This window comes from Pseudomonas sp. H2_D02, assembly GCF_054677635.1.
In genome coordinates this window covers 5,746,710-5,764,731 of sequence record NZ_CP162816.1, presented here as the reverse complement: position 1 = coordinate 5,764,731, position 18,022 = coordinate 5,746,710, and the positions used below count along the sequence as shown (strand labels likewise).

General features: G+C 60.3%; 16 protein-coding genes and 2 pseudogenes. 9 read left to right on the top strand and 9 right to left on the bottom strand.

The annotated features are described in order from the left end of the window. Positions 1 to 59: 59 nt before the first annotated feature. The 3 genes and pseudogenes from AB4N42_RS26420 to AB4N42_RS26410 all read left to right on the top strand — a co-directional run bounded on the left by AB4N42_RS26420 (position 60) and on the right by AB4N42_RS26410 (position 3,125). A pseudogene (locus AB4N42_RS26420) lies at positions 60 to 1,242 on the top strand (amino acid ABC transporter permease). A 10-nt stretch (positions 1,243 to 1,252) separates the two neighbouring features. Beyond that, positions 1,253 to 2,350 carry an amino acid ABC transporter permease gene (locus AB4N42_RS26415; protein ID WP_030139632.1) on the top strand — a complete coding sequence of 366 codons (1,098 nt, stop codon included), beginning with the start codon at positions 1,253 to 1,255 and terminating at the stop codon, positions 2,348 to 2,350. Positions 2,351 to 2,360: 10 nt separating this feature from the next. Continuing rightward, entirely contained in the window at positions 2,361 to 3,125 is a 765-nt protein-coding gene (locus AB4N42_RS26410; protein WP_003178331.1) for an amino acid ABC transporter ATP-binding protein, read from the top strand. A gap of 40 nt (positions 3,126 to 3,165) precedes the next feature. Here the strand turns inward: AB4N42_RS26410 and AB4N42_RS26405 are convergent, their stop codons facing one another. Both AB4N42_RS26405 and AB4N42_RS26400 read right to left on the bottom strand, forming a co-directional pair. Further along, the gene (locus tag AB4N42_RS26405) at positions 3,166 to 3,666 is read right to left on the bottom strand and encodes a type II toxin-antitoxin system MqsA family antitoxin (protein WP_334596989.1); all 501 of its coding nucleotides are present in this window, start codon (positions 3,664 to 3,666) and stop codon (positions 3,166 to 3,168) included. Then, positions 3,663 to 3,974 (bottom strand): type II toxin-antitoxin system MqsR family toxin, encoded by a 312-nt coding sequence (locus AB4N42_RS26400; RefSeq protein ID WP_334596990.1) that lies wholly within the window; start codon positions 3,972 to 3,974, stop codon positions 3,663 to 3,665. Before AB4N42_RS26400 ends, AB4N42_RS26405 begins: the two co-directional genes overlap by 4 nt. Before the next feature lie 166 nt (positions 3,975 to 4,140). On the opposite strand from AB4N42_RS26400, the gene AB4N42_RS26395 reads away from it, so the two are divergent. From AB4N42_RS26395 to AB4N42_RS26375, 5 genes are all read left to right on the top strand, one after another. Further along, on the top strand, positions 4,141 to 4,800 hold the full coding sequence (locus AB4N42_RS26395) for a FadR/GntR family transcriptional regulator (protein ID WP_198796581.1): 660 nt from the start codon (positions 4,141 to 4,143) through the stop codon (positions 4,798 to 4,800). Beyond that, entirely contained in the window at positions 4,790 to 6,118 is a 1,329-nt protein-coding gene (locus tag AB4N42_RS26390) for a CynX/NimT family MFS transporter (RefSeq protein WP_407682748.1), read from the top strand. The genes AB4N42_RS26395 and AB4N42_RS26390 overlap by 11 nt, the downstream gene beginning before the upstream one ends. A gap of 85 nt (positions 6,119 to 6,203) precedes the next feature. Next, entirely contained in the window at positions 6,204 to 6,674 is a 471-nt protein-coding gene (locus AB4N42_RS26385; RefSeq protein ID WP_460115565.1) for a nuclear transport factor 2 family protein, read from the top strand. A 41-nt stretch (positions 6,675 to 6,715) separates the two neighbouring features. Then, positions 6,716 to 7,039 (top strand): GIY-YIG nuclease family protein, encoded by a 324-nt coding sequence (locus tag AB4N42_RS26380; RefSeq protein WP_460115564.1) that lies wholly within the window; start codon positions 6,716 to 6,718, stop codon positions 7,037 to 7,039. Positions 7,040 to 7,118: 79 nt separating this feature from the next. Further along, complete coding sequence (locus AB4N42_RS26375) at positions 7,119 to 8,054, top strand: glutathione S-transferase family protein (RefSeq protein WP_198796577.1); 936 nt, start codon at positions 7,119 to 7,121, stop codon at positions 8,052 to 8,054. 142 nt (positions 8,055 to 8,196) lie between these two features. Here the strand turns inward: AB4N42_RS26375 and AB4N42_RS26370 are convergent, their stop codons facing one another. Next, positions 8,197 to 8,553, bottom strand: a complete 357-nt coding sequence (locus AB4N42_RS26370; protein WP_030139624.1) for a glutaredoxin family protein — start codon at positions 8,551 to 8,553, stop codon at positions 8,197 to 8,199. Further along, positions 8,553 to 9,557, bottom strand: coding sequence for a nucleoid-associated protein YejK (gene yejK / locus AB4N42_RS26365; RefSeq protein WP_030139623.1), 1,005 nt, complete (start codon positions 9,555 to 9,557; stop codon positions 8,553 to 8,555). Before yejK ends, AB4N42_RS26370 begins: the two co-directional genes overlap by 1 nt. A gap of 394 nt (positions 9,558 to 9,951) precedes the next feature. Here yejK and AB4N42_RS26360 point away from each other — a divergent pair, with 394 nt between their 5' ends. Then, on the top strand, positions 9,952 to 10,233 hold the full coding sequence (locus AB4N42_RS26360; RefSeq protein WP_030139622.1) for an HU family DNA-binding protein: 282 nt from the start codon (positions 9,952 to 9,954) through the stop codon (positions 10,231 to 10,233). A gap of 190 nt (positions 10,234 to 10,423) precedes the next feature. On the opposite strand, the gene rlmF is transcribed toward AB4N42_RS26360, so the two are convergent. The 5 genes and pseudogenes from rlmF to AB4N42_RS26335 form a co-directional block, all read right to left on the bottom strand. Continuing rightward, complete coding sequence (gene rlmF / locus AB4N42_RS26355) at positions 10,424 to 11,449, bottom strand: 23S rRNA (adenine(1618)-N(6))-methyltransferase RlmF (protein WP_198796575.1); 1,026 nt, start codon at positions 11,447 to 11,449, stop codon at positions 10,424 to 10,426. An 832-nt stretch (positions 11,450 to 12,281) separates the two neighbouring features. Then, positions 12,282 to 15,128 carry a valine--tRNA ligase gene (locus AB4N42_RS26350; protein WP_460115563.1) on the bottom strand — a complete coding sequence of 949 codons (2,847 nt, stop codon included), beginning with the start codon at positions 15,126 to 15,128 and terminating at the stop codon, positions 12,282 to 12,284. Between the two features lie 232 nt (positions 15,129 to 15,360). Then, positions 15,361 to 15,726, bottom strand: a complete 366-nt coding sequence (locus AB4N42_RS26345) for a hypothetical protein (RefSeq protein WP_030139619.1) — start codon at positions 15,724 to 15,726, stop codon at positions 15,361 to 15,363. Positions 15,727 to 15,733: 7 nt separating this feature from the next. Further along, complete coding sequence (locus AB4N42_RS26340; RefSeq protein ID WP_460115562.1) at positions 15,734 to 16,162, bottom strand: DNA polymerase III subunit chi; 429 nt, start codon at positions 16,160 to 16,162, stop codon at positions 15,734 to 15,736. A 60-nt stretch (positions 16,163 to 16,222) separates the two neighbouring features. Next, positions 16,223 to 17,714: pseudogene (locus tag AB4N42_RS26335) on the bottom strand (leucyl aminopeptidase). Between the last annotated feature and the right edge of the window lie 308 nt (positions 17,715 to 18,022).

Genomic DNA, 18,022 nt, shown 5'->3' with positions numbered 1-18,022 from the left:
TATCACCCGGTGGGCCAACCACCGGGTGATGTTCTGTTCCATTCTTTGCGGGGCACTTCATGCAAAATTCAATCGGCGCACCTAAGCAGAGGCTCAGCCTCAGCGATCCACGAGTGCGTGCGTGGGTATTTCAGATCGTCACCATCGTGGCGGTCATCGCGCTGGGCTGGTTTCTGTTCGATAACACGCAGACCAACCTTGCACACCGGGGCATCACTTCCGGTTTCGGCTTTCTGGAGCGCAGTGCCGGTTTCGGCATCGCCCAACACCTGATCGACTACACCGAAGCGGACAGCTATGCCCGCGTCTTTGTCATCGGTCTGCTCAATACTCTGCTGGTAACCTTCATTGGCGTGATCCTGGCGACCATCCTGGGGTTCATCATCGGCGTCGCACGCTTGTCGAAGAACTGGATAATCTCCAAGCTGGCGACCGTCTATGTGGAGGTCTTTCGTAACATCCCACCGCTGTTGCAAATCCTGTTCTGGTATTTCGCGGTCTTCTTGACGATGCCGGGACCACGGGCTGCCCACAACTTCGGCGACACCTTCTTCGTCAGCAGCCGAGGCCTGAACATGCCGCACGGCGCTGGTGGCCGACGGGTTCTGGCCGTTCGTGATCAGCATCGTGCTGGCGATTGTCGCGATCGTGCTGATGACCCGCTGGGCCAACAAGCGTTTCGAAGCAACGGGCGAGCCGTTCCACAAGTTCTGGGTGGGCCTGGCGTTGTTCCTGGTGATCCCGGCGCTGTGCGCGCTGATCTTCGGGGCGCCTGTGCATTGGGAGATGCCGGAGCTGAAAGGCTTCAACTTCGTTGGCGGCTGGGTGTTGATCCCTGAGCTGCTGGCGTTGACCCTGGCCTTGACCGTGTACACCGCGGCGTTCATCGCCGAGATCGTGCGTTCGGGTATCAAGTCGGTCAGCCATGGCCAGACCGAGGCGGCTCACTCCTTGGGGCTGCGCAACGGTCCGACGTTGCGCAAGGTGATCATCCCGCAAGCCCTGCGCGTGATCATCCCGCCGTTGACCAGCCAATACCTGAACCTGGCGAAGAACTCTTCCCTGGCTGCCGGTATCGGTTACCCGGAAATGGTTTCGCTGTTTGCCGGCACGGTGTTGAACCAGACCGGCCAGGCCATCGAGGTGATCGCGATCACCATGAGCGTGTACCTGGCGATCAGTATCAGCATTTCCTTGCTGATGAACTGGTACAACAAGCGCATTGCGCTGATCGAGCGGTGAGGAAAAGCGCATGACATCCCATACTTTCAAACCTGATATGCCGCCACCGAGCAAAGTGTTCGGGCCGATGGCATGGATGCGCGCGAACATGTTCTCCAGCTGGATCAACACGCTGCTGACGCTGTTCGCGTTCTACCTGATCTACCTGATCATCCCGCCGATCCTGGAATGGGCGATCCTGGATGCCAACTGGGTAGGCACCACGCGCGCCGATTGCACCAAGGAGGGCGCCTGCTGGGTGTTCATCCAGCAGCGCTTCGGCCAGTTCATGTATGGCTACTACCCGACGGAGCTGCGCTGGCGCGTGGACCTCACCGTGTGGTTGGCCGTGATCGGCGTGGCGCCGCTGTTCATCTCGCGCTTCCCGCGCAAGGCGATCTACGGCCTGAGTTTCCTGGTGGTGTACCCGATCGTCGCCTGGTGCCTGTTGCACGGTGGCGTGCTGGGCCTGGCCGCTGTAGCGACCAGCCAATGGGGCGGCCTGATGCTGACCCTGGTGATCGCCACCGTCGGCATCGCCGGCGCCTTGCCACTGGGCATCGTCCTGGCGCTGGGTCGTCGCTCGAACCTGCCGGCGATCCGCGTGGTCTGCGTGACGTTCATCGAGTTCTGGCGCGGCGTGCCGTTGATCACGGTGCTGTTCATGTCCTCGGTCATGCTGCCGTTGTTCCTGCCTGAAGGCATGAACTTCGACAAGCTGTTGCGTGCGCTGATCGGCGTGATCCTGTTCCAGTCGGCCTACGTGGCCGAAGTGGTGCGCGGTGGCCTGCAAGCGATTCCCAAGGGGCAATACGAAGCGGCCGCGGCGATGGGCCTCGGTTACTGGCGCAGCATGGGCCTGGTGATCCTGCCACAAGCCCTGAAGCTGGTGATCCCGGGTATCGTCAACACCTTCATCGCGTTGTTCAAGGACACGAGCCTGGTGATCATCATCGGCCTGTTCGACTTGCTCAACAGCGTGAAACAAGCTGCCGCCGACCCGAAATGGCTGGGCATGGCCACCGAAGGCTATGTATTCGCCGCCCTGGTGTTCTGGATTTTCTGTTTTGGTATGTCCCGCTATTCCATGCATTTGGAACGCAAGCTGGACACTGGCCACAAGCGTTAGGAGTTGACTCATGAGTGAAGCGATCAAACAGCCTGTGAGCCCTGAAGGCATTATTCAGATGCAGGGCGTGAACAAGTGGTACGGCCAGTTCCACGTGTTGAAAGACATCAACCTGAACGTCAAGCAGGGCGAGCGTATCGTGCTGTGCGGCCCGTCGGGTTCCGGCAAGTCCACGACCATCCGCTGCCTCAACCGCCTGGAAGAGCACCAGCAGGGTCGCATCGTGGTCGATGGCGTGGAACTGACCAACGACCTCAAGCAGATCGAAGCGATCCGCCGTGAAGTCGGCATGGTGTTCCAGCACTTCAACCTGTTCCCGCACCTGACGATCCTGCAGAACTGCACCCTGGCGCCGATGTGGGTTCGCAAGATGCCCAAGCGCAAGGCCGAGGAAATCGCCATGCATTACCTGGAACGCGTTCGCATTCCAGAGCAGGCGCACAAGTACCCGGGCCAGCTCTCCGGTGGACAGCAGCAGCGCGTAGCGATCGCCCGTGCCCTGTGCATGAAGCCGAAGATCATGCTGTTCGACGAGCCGACCTCGGCCCTCGACCCGGAAATGGTGAAAGAGGTGCTCGACACCATGATCGGCCTGGCCGAAGACGGCATGACCATGCTCTGCGTGACCCACGAAATGGGCTTCGCCCGCACCGTGGCCAACCGTGTGATCTTCATGGACAAGGGTGAAATCGTCGAACAGGCCGCGCCGAACGACTTCTTCGACAACCCGCAGAACGACCGCACCAAGCTGTTCCTGAGCCAGATCCTACATTGATCGGCGTCAGGCAGTGAAATAAACCCGGACTTGTCCGGGTTTATTTTTGTCCGTAGGTCAGATCCTCCGTGTCGCGTTCGGGATGACGACTCGACAACAGTTGCTGCAAATCGGCTCCGTCACTCAGCGCATGGACCTCGGCCATCAAATGCGGGTGACGATCAAGCAATCGCATCAGCACGAATAGCGATTGAGCCGGGGCGACTTCTCCGCGTTCATAGCGGGAAAAAGCGTTATGTCCGCCTCCGGACAACAGCTTCACTGCGTCTTTTTGCGTCAGATGCAGTTTGCGCCGGATGCGTTTGATCTCAGCACCTATTGCCAGCGCGTAATCTTCGAGCAACCGGTCGCTGGCTTTGGAATAACGCTCGGCACTGTCAGTGTCATGATCGAATTCGATCTCACCGCAGATCCGGCATTCCCATCCGCAGATATCGTGTACTTGCCGAGCCACCTGCTTATAGTCGACCGTAAAGGTACGACCGCTGAAGTGATGCATCGCTTCGTGGCTGCCGCAGCTGACACATTGCTGGGTTTTCACTGGTTCTTCTCCTTGAAGGAAACCACCGGATGCCCACCGCCGGGACGGTAAGACACTTTGATGTAAATCTCCCTATCTTGAAATGTGGCGTGATAGACGTCTTGCCAGATTCGGTGATCGGCATAGGTAGTCATCGATTTATGCAACATCCTGTATTCGAGCAAGTGAATGACCCGTAGCATCTGGGCAAGACTCAGCGACATCCTTCGTCCTCCCTCTCGCGCACTAAGCGTGAACGCCTTGCTTCCTAGCCTGCGAGTTTCGGCCTTGACCACTGCCAGGTCGTAATGGGCTGTGCTCTTTTCCATAGAGAAGTCATTTACTCCGTTTTTAAAACTACCCTAAAAGGGTAATTCCATCCAATCGAAAATTCAGATTTCTTGTCTCCAGTACAACGTAGGCGGTTGCCGTCCTACACGAAGCTGACTAACATGTCAGAAAATTCATCCTATGATTGGATGAAAAGGCGAATCCATGTCCGATATTTCTCCATTGATAAAGCGCTCCTTGGTCGACCAGGCCTTGGAGCAATTGCGCCGCCGCATCAGCGACGGCGTCTGGCCCGTAGGCCAGCGCTTGCCCACCGAGCCGGAGCTGGTGGCCGAGCTGGGCATCAGCCGCAACACCGTGCGGGAAGCCATGCGCGTGCTGGCGTTCTCCGGGTTGATCGAGATTCGCCAGGGGGACGGCAGTTACGTGCGGGCAGTGGTCGATCCGCTGGACACGCTAAAGGTGCTGTCGCGCTGTTCGTTGGAACAGGCTCGGGAAACCCGCCACATCCTGGAGGTGGAGGCCATCGGCCTGGCGGCACTGCGGCGTACCGATGAGGATTTGCTTGCGTTGCGCCAGGCGCTGAAAACCAGCGGCGAGCATTACCACGGCGACTTGGAGCACTACATTGCCTGCGATCTGATCTTCCATCGTCTGTTGGTAGATGCCGCCCACAACCCGGCCCTCAGCGAGCTGTATCGCTATTTTTCCAGCGTAATCGGCGCGCAATTGCGCCATAGCCTCAACATCATTCCCCGCCATCAACACGTGTTCGATCTGCACATCGAAATCCTCGAAGCCGTCGAGCGACAGGATCCGGAGCGGGCCAAGGCCCTGTGTCGGCAGTTGATCAATGAACCCTGAACCAGAGTTTTCCATGTCCCGCGATTCGCTTGACCGCACCCCGGTGACGACGCACAAACGCGCCGCCGAACTCGAAGAACTGCTGATCGACGCCGAAGCGGACGATGAGCAAACCCAGCAGGACCACCCGTTGGTGCGCCGGCCCTGGCTGTTGTTGCTCGGGTTGATCCTGGTGGCGTTGAATTTGCGTCCGGCGCTGTCGAGCATGGCGCCGCTGCTCAGCGAGGTTTCAAAGAGCCTGGGGCTGTCGGCTGCGCAAGCGGGTTTGTTGACGACGCTGCCGGTGCTTTGCCTGGGCCTGTTCGCGCCGTTGGCGCCGGTGCTGGCGCGGCGTTTTGGTGCCGAGCGTGTGGTGCTGGGGATCTTGCTGACGTTGGCCGGTGGAATCGTCCTGCGCAGTTCGTTCGGCCAGATCGGCTTGTTCGCCGGCAGTATCCTGGCGGGCGCGAGTATCGGGATCATCGGCGTGCTGTTGCCGGGTATCGTCAAGCGCGACTTCGCCAAGCAGGCTGGCACCATGACCGGTGTCTACACCATGGCCCTTTGCCTGGGCGCCGCGATGGCGGCAGGGGCCACGGTGCCGCTGAGCGAGCAGCTCGGCGAAAACTGGGCCTTGGGCCTGGGGTTCTGGGTGGTCCCGGCGCTGCTTGCTGCGGTGTTCTGGCTGCCGCAAGTGGGGCAGAAACACGGCGCCCACCAAGTGGCGTACCGGGTCCGTGGCTTGCTGCGCGATCCGTTGGCCTGGCAAGTGACCTTGTACATGGGGCTTCAATCGTCCCTGGCCTACATCGTGTTCGGCTGGCTGCCCTCGATTCTCATCGGTCGAGGGCTGAGTCCGACCGAGGCTGGGCTCGTGCTGTCTGGCTCGGTCATCGTGCAACTGATCAGTTCACTGAGTGCGCCTTGGCTGGCAACGCGTGGCAAGGACCAGCGCCTGGCCATCGTGATCGTCATGCTCATGACCCTGGGCGGTTTGTTCGGTTGCCTCTACGCGCCCATTGACGGTTTGTGGGGCTGGGCGATCCTGTTGGGGCTGGGGCAGGGCGCGACGTTCAGCCTGGCGCTCACCCTGATCGTGTTGCGTTCGCGGGACGCCCATGTGGCCGCCAACCTCTCCGGCATGGCCCAGGGCTTTGGTTATACGCTGGCGTCGCTGGGGCCGTTCGCGGTCGGCGTGGTCCATGACTTGACCGGCGGCTGGAATGCCCTGGGCTGGATCTTCGGCCTGGTTGGCGTGGGGGCGATCATCGCCGGCGTGGGGGCTGGACGGGCATTGTATGTGGGCGTGGTCAGCGAACGAGTCACGGATCGTCGTTGATATCATTTTCATGGCGAATGACGGTGGTCTTCCCCGCAGCGGCAGATTATCGTGCAGGCCTACTGAAACGTTTCGGAGCCTGCCCATGAGTGATGCCCACAACGCCTTGATCACCCGTTTTTATCAGGCCTTCCAGCGCCTGGACGCTGAAGCCATGAGCGCTTGCTACACCGATGACGTGGTGTTCAGCGATCCGGCGTTTGGCGAACTGCGCGGGCGCGATGCTGGTGACATGTGGCGCATGCTGACAACCCGGGCCAAGGACTTTTCCCTGACCTTCGACAACGTGCGCAGCGACGAGCGCAGCGGCGGTGCGCACTGGGTGGCGACCTACCTGTTCAGCCAGACCGGCAACATTGTGATCAACGACATCCAGGCGCGCTTCGTTTTCCGTGACGGCAAGATTTGCGAGCACCATGACAGCTTCGATCTGTGGCGCTGGTCTCGCCAGGCGTTGGGCACCAAGGGCCTGTTGTTGGGTTGGACGCCGTTGGTGCGCAACGCCGTCAGGACCCAGGCGCTGAAGGGGCTGAGGGCGTTCCAGGCCAGTCGCTGATAAGATCGCGGCTTGTTTTTTACACGTTTGCAGAACATTTCGTGACGACCGCCAACGAATCTTCAGATCTATGCGTGCCCGAGGCGACCGAGCCGGACAAGCCCTGGTTCGTCTACCTGGTGCGGGCCGCCAACGGCTCGCTGTACTGCGGCATCAGCGATGACCCGGTGCGGCGCTTCGCCAAGCATCAGAGCGGCAAGGGCGCGCGCTTCTTTCTGTCCAGCCCGGCGGTGGCCCTGGTGTATACCGAGGCCTGTCGCGACAAGGGCGAGGCCCTTCGCCAGGAGCGGCTGATCAAGAAGCTCAGGAAGAGTGCCAAGGAATGCCTGGTGGCCAGTGCAACGGTGCTCGATCAACCGTACTGATAGTCCTTCATCAGGCGGGTAGGCTGCTGCTTCTTGGCGCGCTAAAGTGCGGGACTTCCTACCTGCATTGGCGAATCTCATGTCAGAGCTGATCCTTCACCATTATCCGACATCTCCTTTCGCGGAAAAGGCCCGCCTGCTGTTGGGCTTCAAGGGCCTGGCCTGGCGTTCGGTGAGCATCCCGCCGATGATGCCCAAGCCCGACCTGACGGCATTGACGGGCGGCTATCGCAAGACGCCGGTGTTGCAGATCGGCGCGGATATCTATTGCGACACGTCGCTGATGGCCCGTCGGCTGGAACAGGAAAAGGCCTCGCCAGCGCTGTTCCCTGAAGGCCGTGAAATGATCGCAGCGTCTTTCGCGGCGTGGGCTGATTCGGTGGTGTTCCAGCACGCGGTGAGCCTGGTGTTCCAGCCTGAATCGGTGGCGGTGCGTTTTGCCAGGCTGACGCCTGAAGCCATCAAGGCGTTCATCCGCGACCGCGCCGGGTTGTTCAGTGGCGGCACGACCACGCGTCTGTCTGCCGAGCAGGCCAAGCATCAGTGGCCGACGATCATGGCGCGGCTCGAGCAGCAGTTGCAGCGCGAAGAGGGCGATTTCCTCCTGGGCGATCCGTCGATTGCCGATTTCGCCATGGCGCATCCGCTGTGGTTCCTCAAGGGCACACCCGTCACTTCACCGTTGGTGGATGAGCATCCGGCTGTGTCGGCTTGGCTCGCGCGGGTGCTGGGCTTTGGTCATGGCGCGCCGAAAGAGATGAGCTCCGAAGAGGCGTTGGACGTGGCCCGGAACACTGCACCAGCAGCGCTGCCGGATGAATTGTTCAATGAGCCGAATGGCTTTGCGATGGGGCAGCAGGTCACCATCGCCGCGACGGACTATGGTGTCGATCCGGTGGTCGGTGAATTGCTGTTTGCCGGGCGCGAAGAACTGATCCTGCGCCGTGAAGATGAGCGCGGCGGCGTTGTGCATGTGCACTTTCCGCGATTCGGGTTTCGGATCGAGGCAGTCTGACCTTCCCGGAGGCGGTGACTGAGCCATCGCTTTCGCGAGCAGGCTCGCTCCCACAGAGATCGCGCCGGATACCATGAACACCGCAGATCCAATGTGGGAGCGAGCCTGCTCGCGAAGGGGCCGTCACTGTTGGCGGGTCGTCTTAAGTCGCGGACAACGCCCTGAGGATATTTTCCGGCTCATACCCGCGAATCAACGTGCCGTTCACGTCGAGGATCGGAATCCCCCGGCCGCCCAGCGCCTCGTAGGCCTTGCGCGCCTCGGCGTCTTTCTCGATATCGAACTCGCGAAACGGTACGCCTTTCTCATCCAGGAAACGCCGGGTGGCCTTGCAGTAGCCGCACCAATCGGTGGCATACAGCACGACGCGGGCGCTGCTGCGAATCTGCTCTGAAACCATCTGCGACGGGTTGAACACCCGCTCGATCTTGCCCCAATTCTGGTAAGCCACCACCACCAGAAGAACCAGCAGGCATTTCTTCAGCACACCACTGAGCATCAATTGCGGCGCTTGAGCTGATCGGTCAGCGACGTCGGCAACCCCTTGATGATCAGCGTGCCCGCTTCTTCGTCATACTCGATCTTGGAGCCCAGCAGATGCGCTTCGAAGCTGATGGACAAGCCTTCGGCGCGGCCGGTGAAACGACGGAATTGGTTGAGGGTGCGTTTATCCGCCGGGATCTCCGGCGACAGGCCGTAATCTTTGTTGCGTATGTGGTCGTAGAACGCTTTCGGGCGCTCTTCGTCGATCAGTTCGGACAGTTCCTCCAGGCCCATGGGTTCGCCGAGCTTGGCCTGGCTGCTGGCGTAATCCACCAGGGTCTTGGTCTTTTCCCGGGCATCGTCTTCGGGCAGGTCTTCGCTTTCGACGAAGTCGCTGAAGGCCTTGAGCAGGGTGCGGGTCTCGCCGGGGCCGTCGACGCCTTCCTGGCAACCGATGAAGTCGCGGAAGTACTCCGAGACTTTCTTGCCGTTCTTGCCTTTGATGAACGAGATGTATTGCTTGGATTGTTTGTTGTTCTGCCATTCCGACACGTTGATCCGCGCCGCGAGGTGCAACTGGCCCAAGTCCAGGTGACGGGACGGGGTGACGTCCAGTTCGTCGGTGACGGCAACGCCTTCGCTGTGGTGCAACAAGGCGATGGCCAGGTAGTCGGTCATGCCTTGCTGGTAATGGGCGAACAGCACGTGGCCGCCCACTGACAGGTTGGATTCTTCCATCAATTTTTGCAGGTGTTCCACCGCCACGCGACTGAACGCGGTGAAATCCTTGCCGCCATCCAAGTACTCCTTTAGCCAGCCGCTGAACGGATGCGCCCCGGACTCGGCGTGGAAGAAACCCCAGGCCTTGCCTTGTTTGGCGTTATAGCTTTCATTGAGGTCGGCGAGCATGTTCTCGATGGCCGTTGACTCTGCCAGTTCGGAGTCGCGGGCATGGAGTACAGCAGGGGTGCCGTCGGGTTTTTTGTCGATCAGGTGGACGATGCAATGACGGATCGGCATGGATTTCTCGGCTGATGAAAGAGGGGAGGGCGCGCTCCCCGAAAAGGGCCCAGTGTACCGCAATCACTGGTTTTGCGACGCGTCGAAGGCCCTTTCAGACCCTTCCGACACCCAGCGGGCGTTTTTTTACCGATTTAGCGCAATAAAGCTGACCAAATGGGTAGGTAGAGGCGGATATTTCACAGGCGTTGTGCTAGTTTTGCCCGGTCTTACGCGATGTCACTGCGTTAAGCGTGCATTCAGCATTTGTCAGGTCGAACCAAACCCGGATTTCGGCATCTATTACCCCGATCCGTCGTGGTGATGACCGAGGGCGGCTGATCAGATAGATCGGGCTCGATGGCTGACACTGCACTCTGCAATCCATATGAATTTGATAGGGAAGGAACACTACATGGCTCTTACTAAAGACCAACTGATCGCTGATTTGGCTGAATCTGTAGACGCACCAAAAGCTACCGTGCGTGCTCTGCTGGACCAACTGGGCCAAGTCGTTGCCGATCAGCTGGAAAACGGCGGCGAACTGACCTTGCCAGGCGTTGGCAAGCTGAAAGTCACCGAGCGTCCTGCCCGCACCGGTCGCAACCCTTCGACTGGCGCAGCCATCGAAATCCCGGCCAAGAAAGTGATCAAGCTGGTTGTGGCCAAAGGCCTGACCGACGCGGTCAACAAGTAAGACCGCTGTAAAAAAAACCGTGCCTCGGAGCGATCCGGGCACGGTTTTTTATTGCCTTGAAAACCACCCGTAGGAGCTGTCGAGCGAAGCGAGGCTGCGATCTTTCCCCTGGCAGTTGAATCTCCAGTGAAAGATCAAAAGATCGCAGCCTCGCTTCGCTCGGTAGCTCCTACAGTAGAACAGCGTCTTTCTAATCCTTGCGAACCCAGCGGGCTTGGCGCCACGCCTGTTGCTGGGCCTCGGTCTGGAAGGTCCAGGCCACGAATCGACTCTGCTTCTGGCCCTGAGACATCTCCACCACCTGGCTGTGCAGTGCCCCGGCCTTTTTCAATGCGGCTTGAATCGCCGGCAAGTTCGACGCCTTCGACACCAGAGTGCTGAACCACAGCACCTGCCCGGCCACTTGTGCGCTCTCATTGATCAATTGCGTCACGAACCGCGCCTCGCCACCCTCGCACCACAACTCCGCAGCCTGACCGCCAAAATTCAGCACCGGCAGCTTGCGCTTCGGATCGGCCTTGCCCAACGCCCGCCACTTGCGCTGGCTGCCCTTGGTGGCTTCGTCCAGGGAGGCGTGGAACGGCGGGTTGCACATCGTCAGGTCGAACCGTTCGCCGTCCTCCAACAGGCCCAGGAGGATCTGCTTGCGGTTGGCTTGCTGGCGCAACTGGATGGCCTTGTTCAAGCCATTGGACTGGACGATGGCTTTGGCCGAGGCAATGGCGGTCGGGTCGATCTCCGAACCGAGGAAGTGCCAGCGGTAGTCGCTGTGGCCGATCAACGGATAAACGCAGTTGGCGCCGGTGCCGATGTCCAGCACCTTGACTGCCGCCCCGCGGGGGATTTCACCGGCGTTGTGGCTGGCGAGCAAATCGGCGAGAAAGTGCACATAGTCCGCACGACCTGGCACCGGCGGGCACAGGTAATCGGCGGGAATATCCCAGTGGGCGATGCCGTAAAAGGATTTGAGCAGCGCCCGATTGAACACCCGCACGGCTTCGGGGCTGGCGAAGTCGATGCTTTCCTTGCCATAGGGGTTGATGATCACGAACTTTGCCAGTTCCGGTGTGCTCTTGATCAACGCCGGGAAATCATAGCGACCCTGGTGGCGGTTGCGCGGATGCAGGCTGGCCTTCTCACGCGGTGCCACGGCTTTGGCCTCGGTGGCGGGCTTGGGCTTCTGGCGGGCTGGTTTGGGTGTGCGGGGGGCGGTCATGGGCGGGTCGATTCGGGGATGGCTCAAAAAGTGGCGGGCATTGTCCCACATCTGGCCCGGTCTTGATGGCTGCGCGGTTTAAATGTGGGGGCGTTCGTAAGAAGGTGATGGACAAGGCCGGCGGCTTCAGTTGTTGTGAGGTGGACAGACCGTTTGTGAAAAATCCGACTTCGCGAAATGTTACAACTCCCTCTCTGTGCGCCGTTCCTTCGATGGGCTAATTCGGAAGTTTACTCGCTATATCTGCGCTCGGTATACCCTGGCGTAATTAGATATAGCGCAGGCTTTTTTTAATAAATATAAATATAAAAAACTGTCAGGAATGACAGTAGACCAAGTGTCGGGCGAAAAATAATATCCAACCTCCACCCATAAAGGAGGTCCTACCATGTCAGATGATAAGTTTCACTATGGAGGTGCTACCCCCAGCCCGTTCAGCGATGTTGATCCTGGTACAGGCACCACCAGCGGAGAAGGCGCTCCACCAGCCAGCGATAGAGTCGGTGTCTCTGTGAAGGGCGGAGAATACCAATATCAGTGGCCAAAAGAAGAGGGAGGGGACGATCGGTGGTATAAACAACCCCATTAGCCAGGCCCGTTATATGATTGGCTTATATTGAGAGGTTTGAATTGGCGCGCTATAAGAGAAATGTCACTCACCTAAACGATTGATGTTTTTATAGTGAGGTGTGTCGAAGTTTGAAAGGATGGACATAAAAATCCGACGCTTTTATACCAGCGTCGGATTTTTATTTGTTGTTGGCAAAGGCCAAGCGAAGAGACTTAACGGCGTGGCGCCATCCGCTAAGGTGCATTCAGATGCGAACCGCCGTTACAGGCTGGCAATCCGCGCGTGCTGCTCAGCCAGCTTGCCCAGGGCCTGTTCGGCCTCGACCAGCTTGGCCCGTTCCTTCTCGATGACCTCGGCCGGCGCCTTGTCGACGAAGCCGGCGTTGGACAGCTTGCCGCCGACCCGCTGCACTTCGCCTTTGAGGCGCAGGATTTCCTTGTCCAGGCGCGCCAGTTCGGCGGCCTTGTCGATCAGGCCGGCCATTGGCACCAGCACTTCCATTTCGCCAACCAATGCGGTGGCGGACAGCGGCGCTTCTTCGCCCGCCGCCAGCACGGTCACCGATTCAAGCTTCGCCAGCTTCTTGAGCAGTGCTTCGTTCTCATTGAGGCGACGCAGGTCCTCGGCGTTGGCGTTTTTCAGGAACAGGGTCAATGGCTTGCCCGGGCCGATGTTCATTTCGGCGCGGATGTTACGCAGGCCGAGCATGAAGGTCTTCAGCCATTCGATGTCGTCTTCCGCTGCCGGATCGATGCGGCTTTCGTTGGCCACCGGCCACGGTTGCAGCATGATCGTCTTGCCTTGGATGCCCGCCAGCGGCGCGATGCGCTGCCAGATTTCCTCGGTGATGAACGGCATGAATGGATGCGCCAGGCGCAGGGCCACTTCCAGTACGCGCACCAGGGTGCGACGGGTGCCGCGCTGGCGCTCGACCGGCGCATTTTCGTCCCACAACACAGGCTTGGACAGTTCCAGGTACCAGTCGCAATACTGGTTCCAGATGAACTCGTACAACGCTTGTGCGGCCAGGTCGAAACGGAACTGGTCAAGCTGGCGGGTCACTTCGGCTTCGGTGCGTTGCAACTGGGAGATGATCCAGCGATCAGCCAGGCTCAGCTCGTGGGCTTCGCCGTTCTGGCCGCAGTCCTCGCCCTTGTCGAGCACGTAGCGCGCGGCGTTCCAGATCTTGTTGCAGAAGTTGCGATAGCCTTCGACGCGACCCATGTCGAACTTGATGTCACGACCGGTGGACGCCAGCGAGCAGAAGGTGAAACGCAGTGCATCGGTGCCGTAGCTGGCGATGCCCTCGGCGAATTCTTCGCGGGTGGCTTTCTCGATCTTCTTCGCCAGTTTCGGCTGCATCAGCCCGGAGGTGCGTTTCTGCACCAGGGTTTCCAGGTCGATGCCGTCGATGATGTCCAACGGGTCCAGGACGTTACCCTTGGACTTGGACATCTTCTGGCCCTGGCCGTCGCGCACCAGGCCGTGGACGTAGACCGTCTTGAACGGCACTTGCGGCGTGCCGTCCACGTTTTTCACCAGGTGCATGGTCAACATGATCATCCGGGCGACCCAGAAGAAAATGATGTCGAAGCCGGTGACCAACACGTCGGTGGAGTGGAACTTCTTCAGGAACTCGGTCTGTTGCGGCCAGCCCAGTGTGGAGAAGGTCCACAGGCCCGAGCTGAACCAGGTGTCGAGGACGTCGTTGTCCTGCGCCAGCGCCACGTCCGGACCGAGGTTGTGCTTGGCGCGGACTTCGGCTTCATCGCGGCCGACATAGACCTTGCCCGACTCGTCGTACCAGGCCGGGATGCGATGGCCCCACCACAGCTGACGGCTGATGCACCAATCCTGAATGTCGCGCATCCACGAGAAGTACATGTTCTCGTATTGCTTGGGCACGAACTGGATGCGGCCATCTTCGACGGCGGCAATTGCAGGTTCGGCCAACGGCTTGGTGGACACGTACCATTGGTCGGTCAGCCATGGCTCGATGATGGTGCCGGAGCGGTCGCCTTTCGGGACTTTCAGGGCATGATCGTCGACGCTGACCAGCAGGCCGGCGGCTTCGAATGCCGCGACGATCTGCTTGCGTGCTTCGAAGCGGTCCAGGCCGGCGTACTCGGCCGGAATCTGGCCGTCGATGCTCTCGTTCAGCGTGCCGTCGAGGTTAAACGCCTGGGCCGCTGGCAAGACATTGGCGTTCTTGTCGAAGATGTTCAGCAGCGGCAGGTTGTGGCGCTTGCCGACTTCATAGTCGTTGAAATCGTGGGCCGGGGTGATCTTCACGCAGCCGGTGCCGAATTCAGGATCGCAGTAATCGTCGCCGATGATCGGGATGCGCCGGCCAACCAGCGGCAGCTCGACGAACTGACCGATCAGCGCCTGATAGCGCTCGTCGTTCGGGTTCACCGCCACGGCGGAGTCGCCCAGCATGGTTTCCGGACGGGTGGTGGCGACAATCAGGTAATCCTTGCCTTCAGCGGTTTTCGCGCCGTCGGCCAACGGGTATTTCAGGTTCCACAAGAAACCTTTCTCGTCGTGGTTCTCCACTTCGAGGTCGGAAATGGCCGTGTGCAACTTGGTGTCCCAGTTGACCAGGCGCTTGCCGCGATAGATCAGGCCGTCTTCATGCAGGCGGACGAAGGCTTCTTTCACCGCCTCCGAAAGGCCGTCGTCCATGGTGAAGCGCTCGCGGCTCCAATCCACGGATGAGCCGAGGCGACGGATCTGGCGGCTGATGTTGCCACCGGACTCGTCTTTCCATTCCCAGACTTTCTCGAGGAATTTCTCGCGACCCAGGTCATGACGATTCTGGCCCTGGGCTTCGAGGCGGCGTTCCACCAGCATCTGCGTGGCGATACCGGCGTGGTCGGTGCCCGGTTGCCACAAGGTGTTGCGACCTTGCATGCGACGGAAACGGATCAGGGCGTCCATGATCGCGTTGTTGAAGCCGTGGCCCATGTGCAGGCTGCCGGTGACGTTCGGCGGCGGGATCATGATGGTGTAGGAATCGCCCGCGCCTTGCGGAGCGAAATAATTCTCGGACTCCCAGGTGTTGTACCAGGAAGTTTCAATGGCGTGCGGCTGGTAGGTCTTATCCATGCGCGGCGGGACCCTATTGGCATTTATTCAGGAAAAGCCGGGAAGTATAGCGGGCGGGGCTGGTGCAAGCCACAAGCTGCGAGCGAGAAGCCGAATGGGAGCGCAGTTGAACCCTGTGGGAGCGAGCTTGCTCGCGATAGCGGTGGTTCAGCCTGCACTGATATTGGATGTGCCGGCCCCATCGCGAGCGAGCTCGCTCCCACAGGAAGTGCAATCAGTTGAGTGTTGGATGCTACTCGTACTGACTCAACAGCCGTTCCATCCGCGCTTCCAGCCGGCGCTTGATCTCGGTCTCGATGTGCGGGGCGAAGTCGTCGATGACGTCTTGCATGATCAACTGCGCGGCGGCGCGGAGTTCCCGGTCCAGGTGCAACAGGGCATCGGGGCCCTTGGGTTCAGGCTGGGGGGCTGGCTGGGGTTCGGGCTGGCCGTTGATCGGGTCGAACAGCAGCGGGATCTGTTCGTCATGCACCGGCTCGTGTTCCACCGTATCGGTCAACAGCGGCGGTTGCAGGTTGTCGTCGCCGAGCAACTGGCGGATCGACTCGAGGTCATCCAGCAATTGGGCGGGTTTTTGCGGCGGTTTAGGAGTGTCCATCGTAGGCTCAGAGTCGCTGTAAACGGTGGTCTTGCAGAGGATAGCCCTGTTCGCGGTAGAAACGGAAACTCTCCCGCGCGGCTTGCCGGATGGTCGGATCCTCCACCACCACTTCCGCCACGCGGGCGAAGCGCTGGACGAAGGCCGGCACTTTCAGGTCAAGGTTGACCAGCAGGTCCTGATGTTGCCCGCAGTCATTCCCCAGGCCGAGCACGATCAAGCCCTCGGGCTCGCTTTCTGCCGGGCCATGGGGCACGAAGCTTTCGCCCTTGAAAGCCCACAGCCGTGCGTCGAGGTCTTCGCGCTGGGCGGCATCGCTGCAGTGCAGGTAGATGCGATGGCCCATTCGCCAGGCCTTTTCAGTCAGCTTGCAGGCGAAATCCAGCCGCGCCGAGGGATCGGCGCTGGGCAGGATATAGAAATCGACTTTGGTCATTGCGGTTCCTGAACAGCCGCTGGCGCCACCCGAGGGCGACGCCAACGGCAGTCATTGGTGTCAGGCCTTGGCGCGGTCCAGCAGGTATTGGGTCAACAGTGGAACCGGACGGCCGGTGGCGCCCTTGTCCTTGCCGCCGCTGGTCCAGGCCGTGCCGGCGATGTCCAGGTGCGCCCAGTTCAGGTTCTTGGTGAAGCGCGACAGGAAGCACGCCGCCGTGATGGTCCCGGCTTTCGGGCCGCCGATGTTGGCGATGTCGGCGAACGGGCTGTCCAGTTGTTCCTGGTACTCGTCGAACAGCGGCAATTGCCAGGCGCGGTCATCGGCTTGCTGGCCGGCGCTGAGCAACTGGCCGATCAGTTCGTCGTTGTTGCCCAGCAGGCCCGAGGTGTGGGCGCCAAGTGCGACGACGCAAGCGCCGGTCAGGGTGGCGATGTCGATCACCGCTTGCGGCTTGAAGCGCTCGGAATAGGTGAGGGCGTCGCACAGGACCAGGCGGCCCTCTGCGTCGGTGTTGAGGATTTCGACGGTCTGGCCGCTCATGGTGGTGACGATGTCGCCAGGACGCGAAGCCGTGCCGCTGGGCATGTTTTCAGCGCAGGCGAGAATGCAGACCAGGTTGATCGGCAGTTGCAGCTCGAGCACGGCGCGCAAGGTGCCGAGCACGCTGGCGGCGCCGCCCATGTCGTATTTCATTTCATCCATGCCGGCTGCCGGGCTTGAGGCTGATGCCCCCGGTGTCGAAGGTGATGCCCTTGCCGACCAGTGCGTACGGCTTCTCGGCTTTCTTGCCGCCGTTGTATTGCATGACGATCAGGCGTGGCGGCTGGGCGCTGCCCTGGCCGACGGCATAGAACGAGCCCATGCCAAGGTCCTTGATTTTCTTCTCGTCGAAGACTTCGACCTTGAGCCCTTTGAATTCCTTGCCCAGTGCCTTGGCCTGTTCGCCCATGAACGTCGGGTGGCAGATGTTCGGCGGCAGGTTGCCCAGGTCGCGGGTGAAGGCCATGCCGTTGGCAATCGCGGTGGCATGGGTCACGGCGCGCTGGACTTCGGCCTGGGCGGCCTTGATGGTCAGCAGGGTGACTTTCTTCAGGGCGCGGGGTTCGGCTTTCTGGCTCTTGAATTGGTCGAATTGATATTCGCCGTCCACCAGGGTCTCGGCCAGCAGGCGGTTCTTGCCATAGCTGTCGCGGCCCTTGACCACCAGCTCGTCCAGCGCCAGTGCTGCGTCGCCACCGCCGAGGTTTTTCAGGGTGCCCAGCACGCCGGCAATGATCTTGCGGAACGGACGGTCGCCCAGTTCAGCTTCCTTGCCCACGCCGACCAGCAGCACACGCTCGGCCTTGAGGTTGGGCAGGCTGTGCAGCAACAGGCTTTGGCCGACCTTGCCGGCCAGGTCGCCGCGCTTGAGTACGGCGCTGATCGCGCCGCCGCTCAAGGCGTCAAGCTGGGTGGCGACGACGCCGAGCTTGCGGTTTTCACCAACGGCAACCACCAGCGTGGCGGTCTTCAACGTTTCTGGGCTGACGCTTTTTACAACCAGTTCCATGTCCGGATCCCTGAATGAATGGTCAAGAGGCCAGGCGCCGAGACAGTGGCGCGCTGAACAGCTGTCTTCTATATAAAAGAAGCGCCGGGCTTGCCGGCGACAAAGGCCGCAGTTTGAACCTCGGCGCCCGAGCCTGACAACCCTCGCAGTCGTTAACTTTTTGGCCATGAAGCGTCTGGTTAAAGCGTGCGCAGTGACAGGCGCGTCCAATCACAGGATAATGCGGCTCTTTTTTCGGCGGCTCGCTGCGTGAGCTGGCTCGATACGTTTCCTTGTTTGGCCGCCATAGCCTGACAATCGTGGAGTGT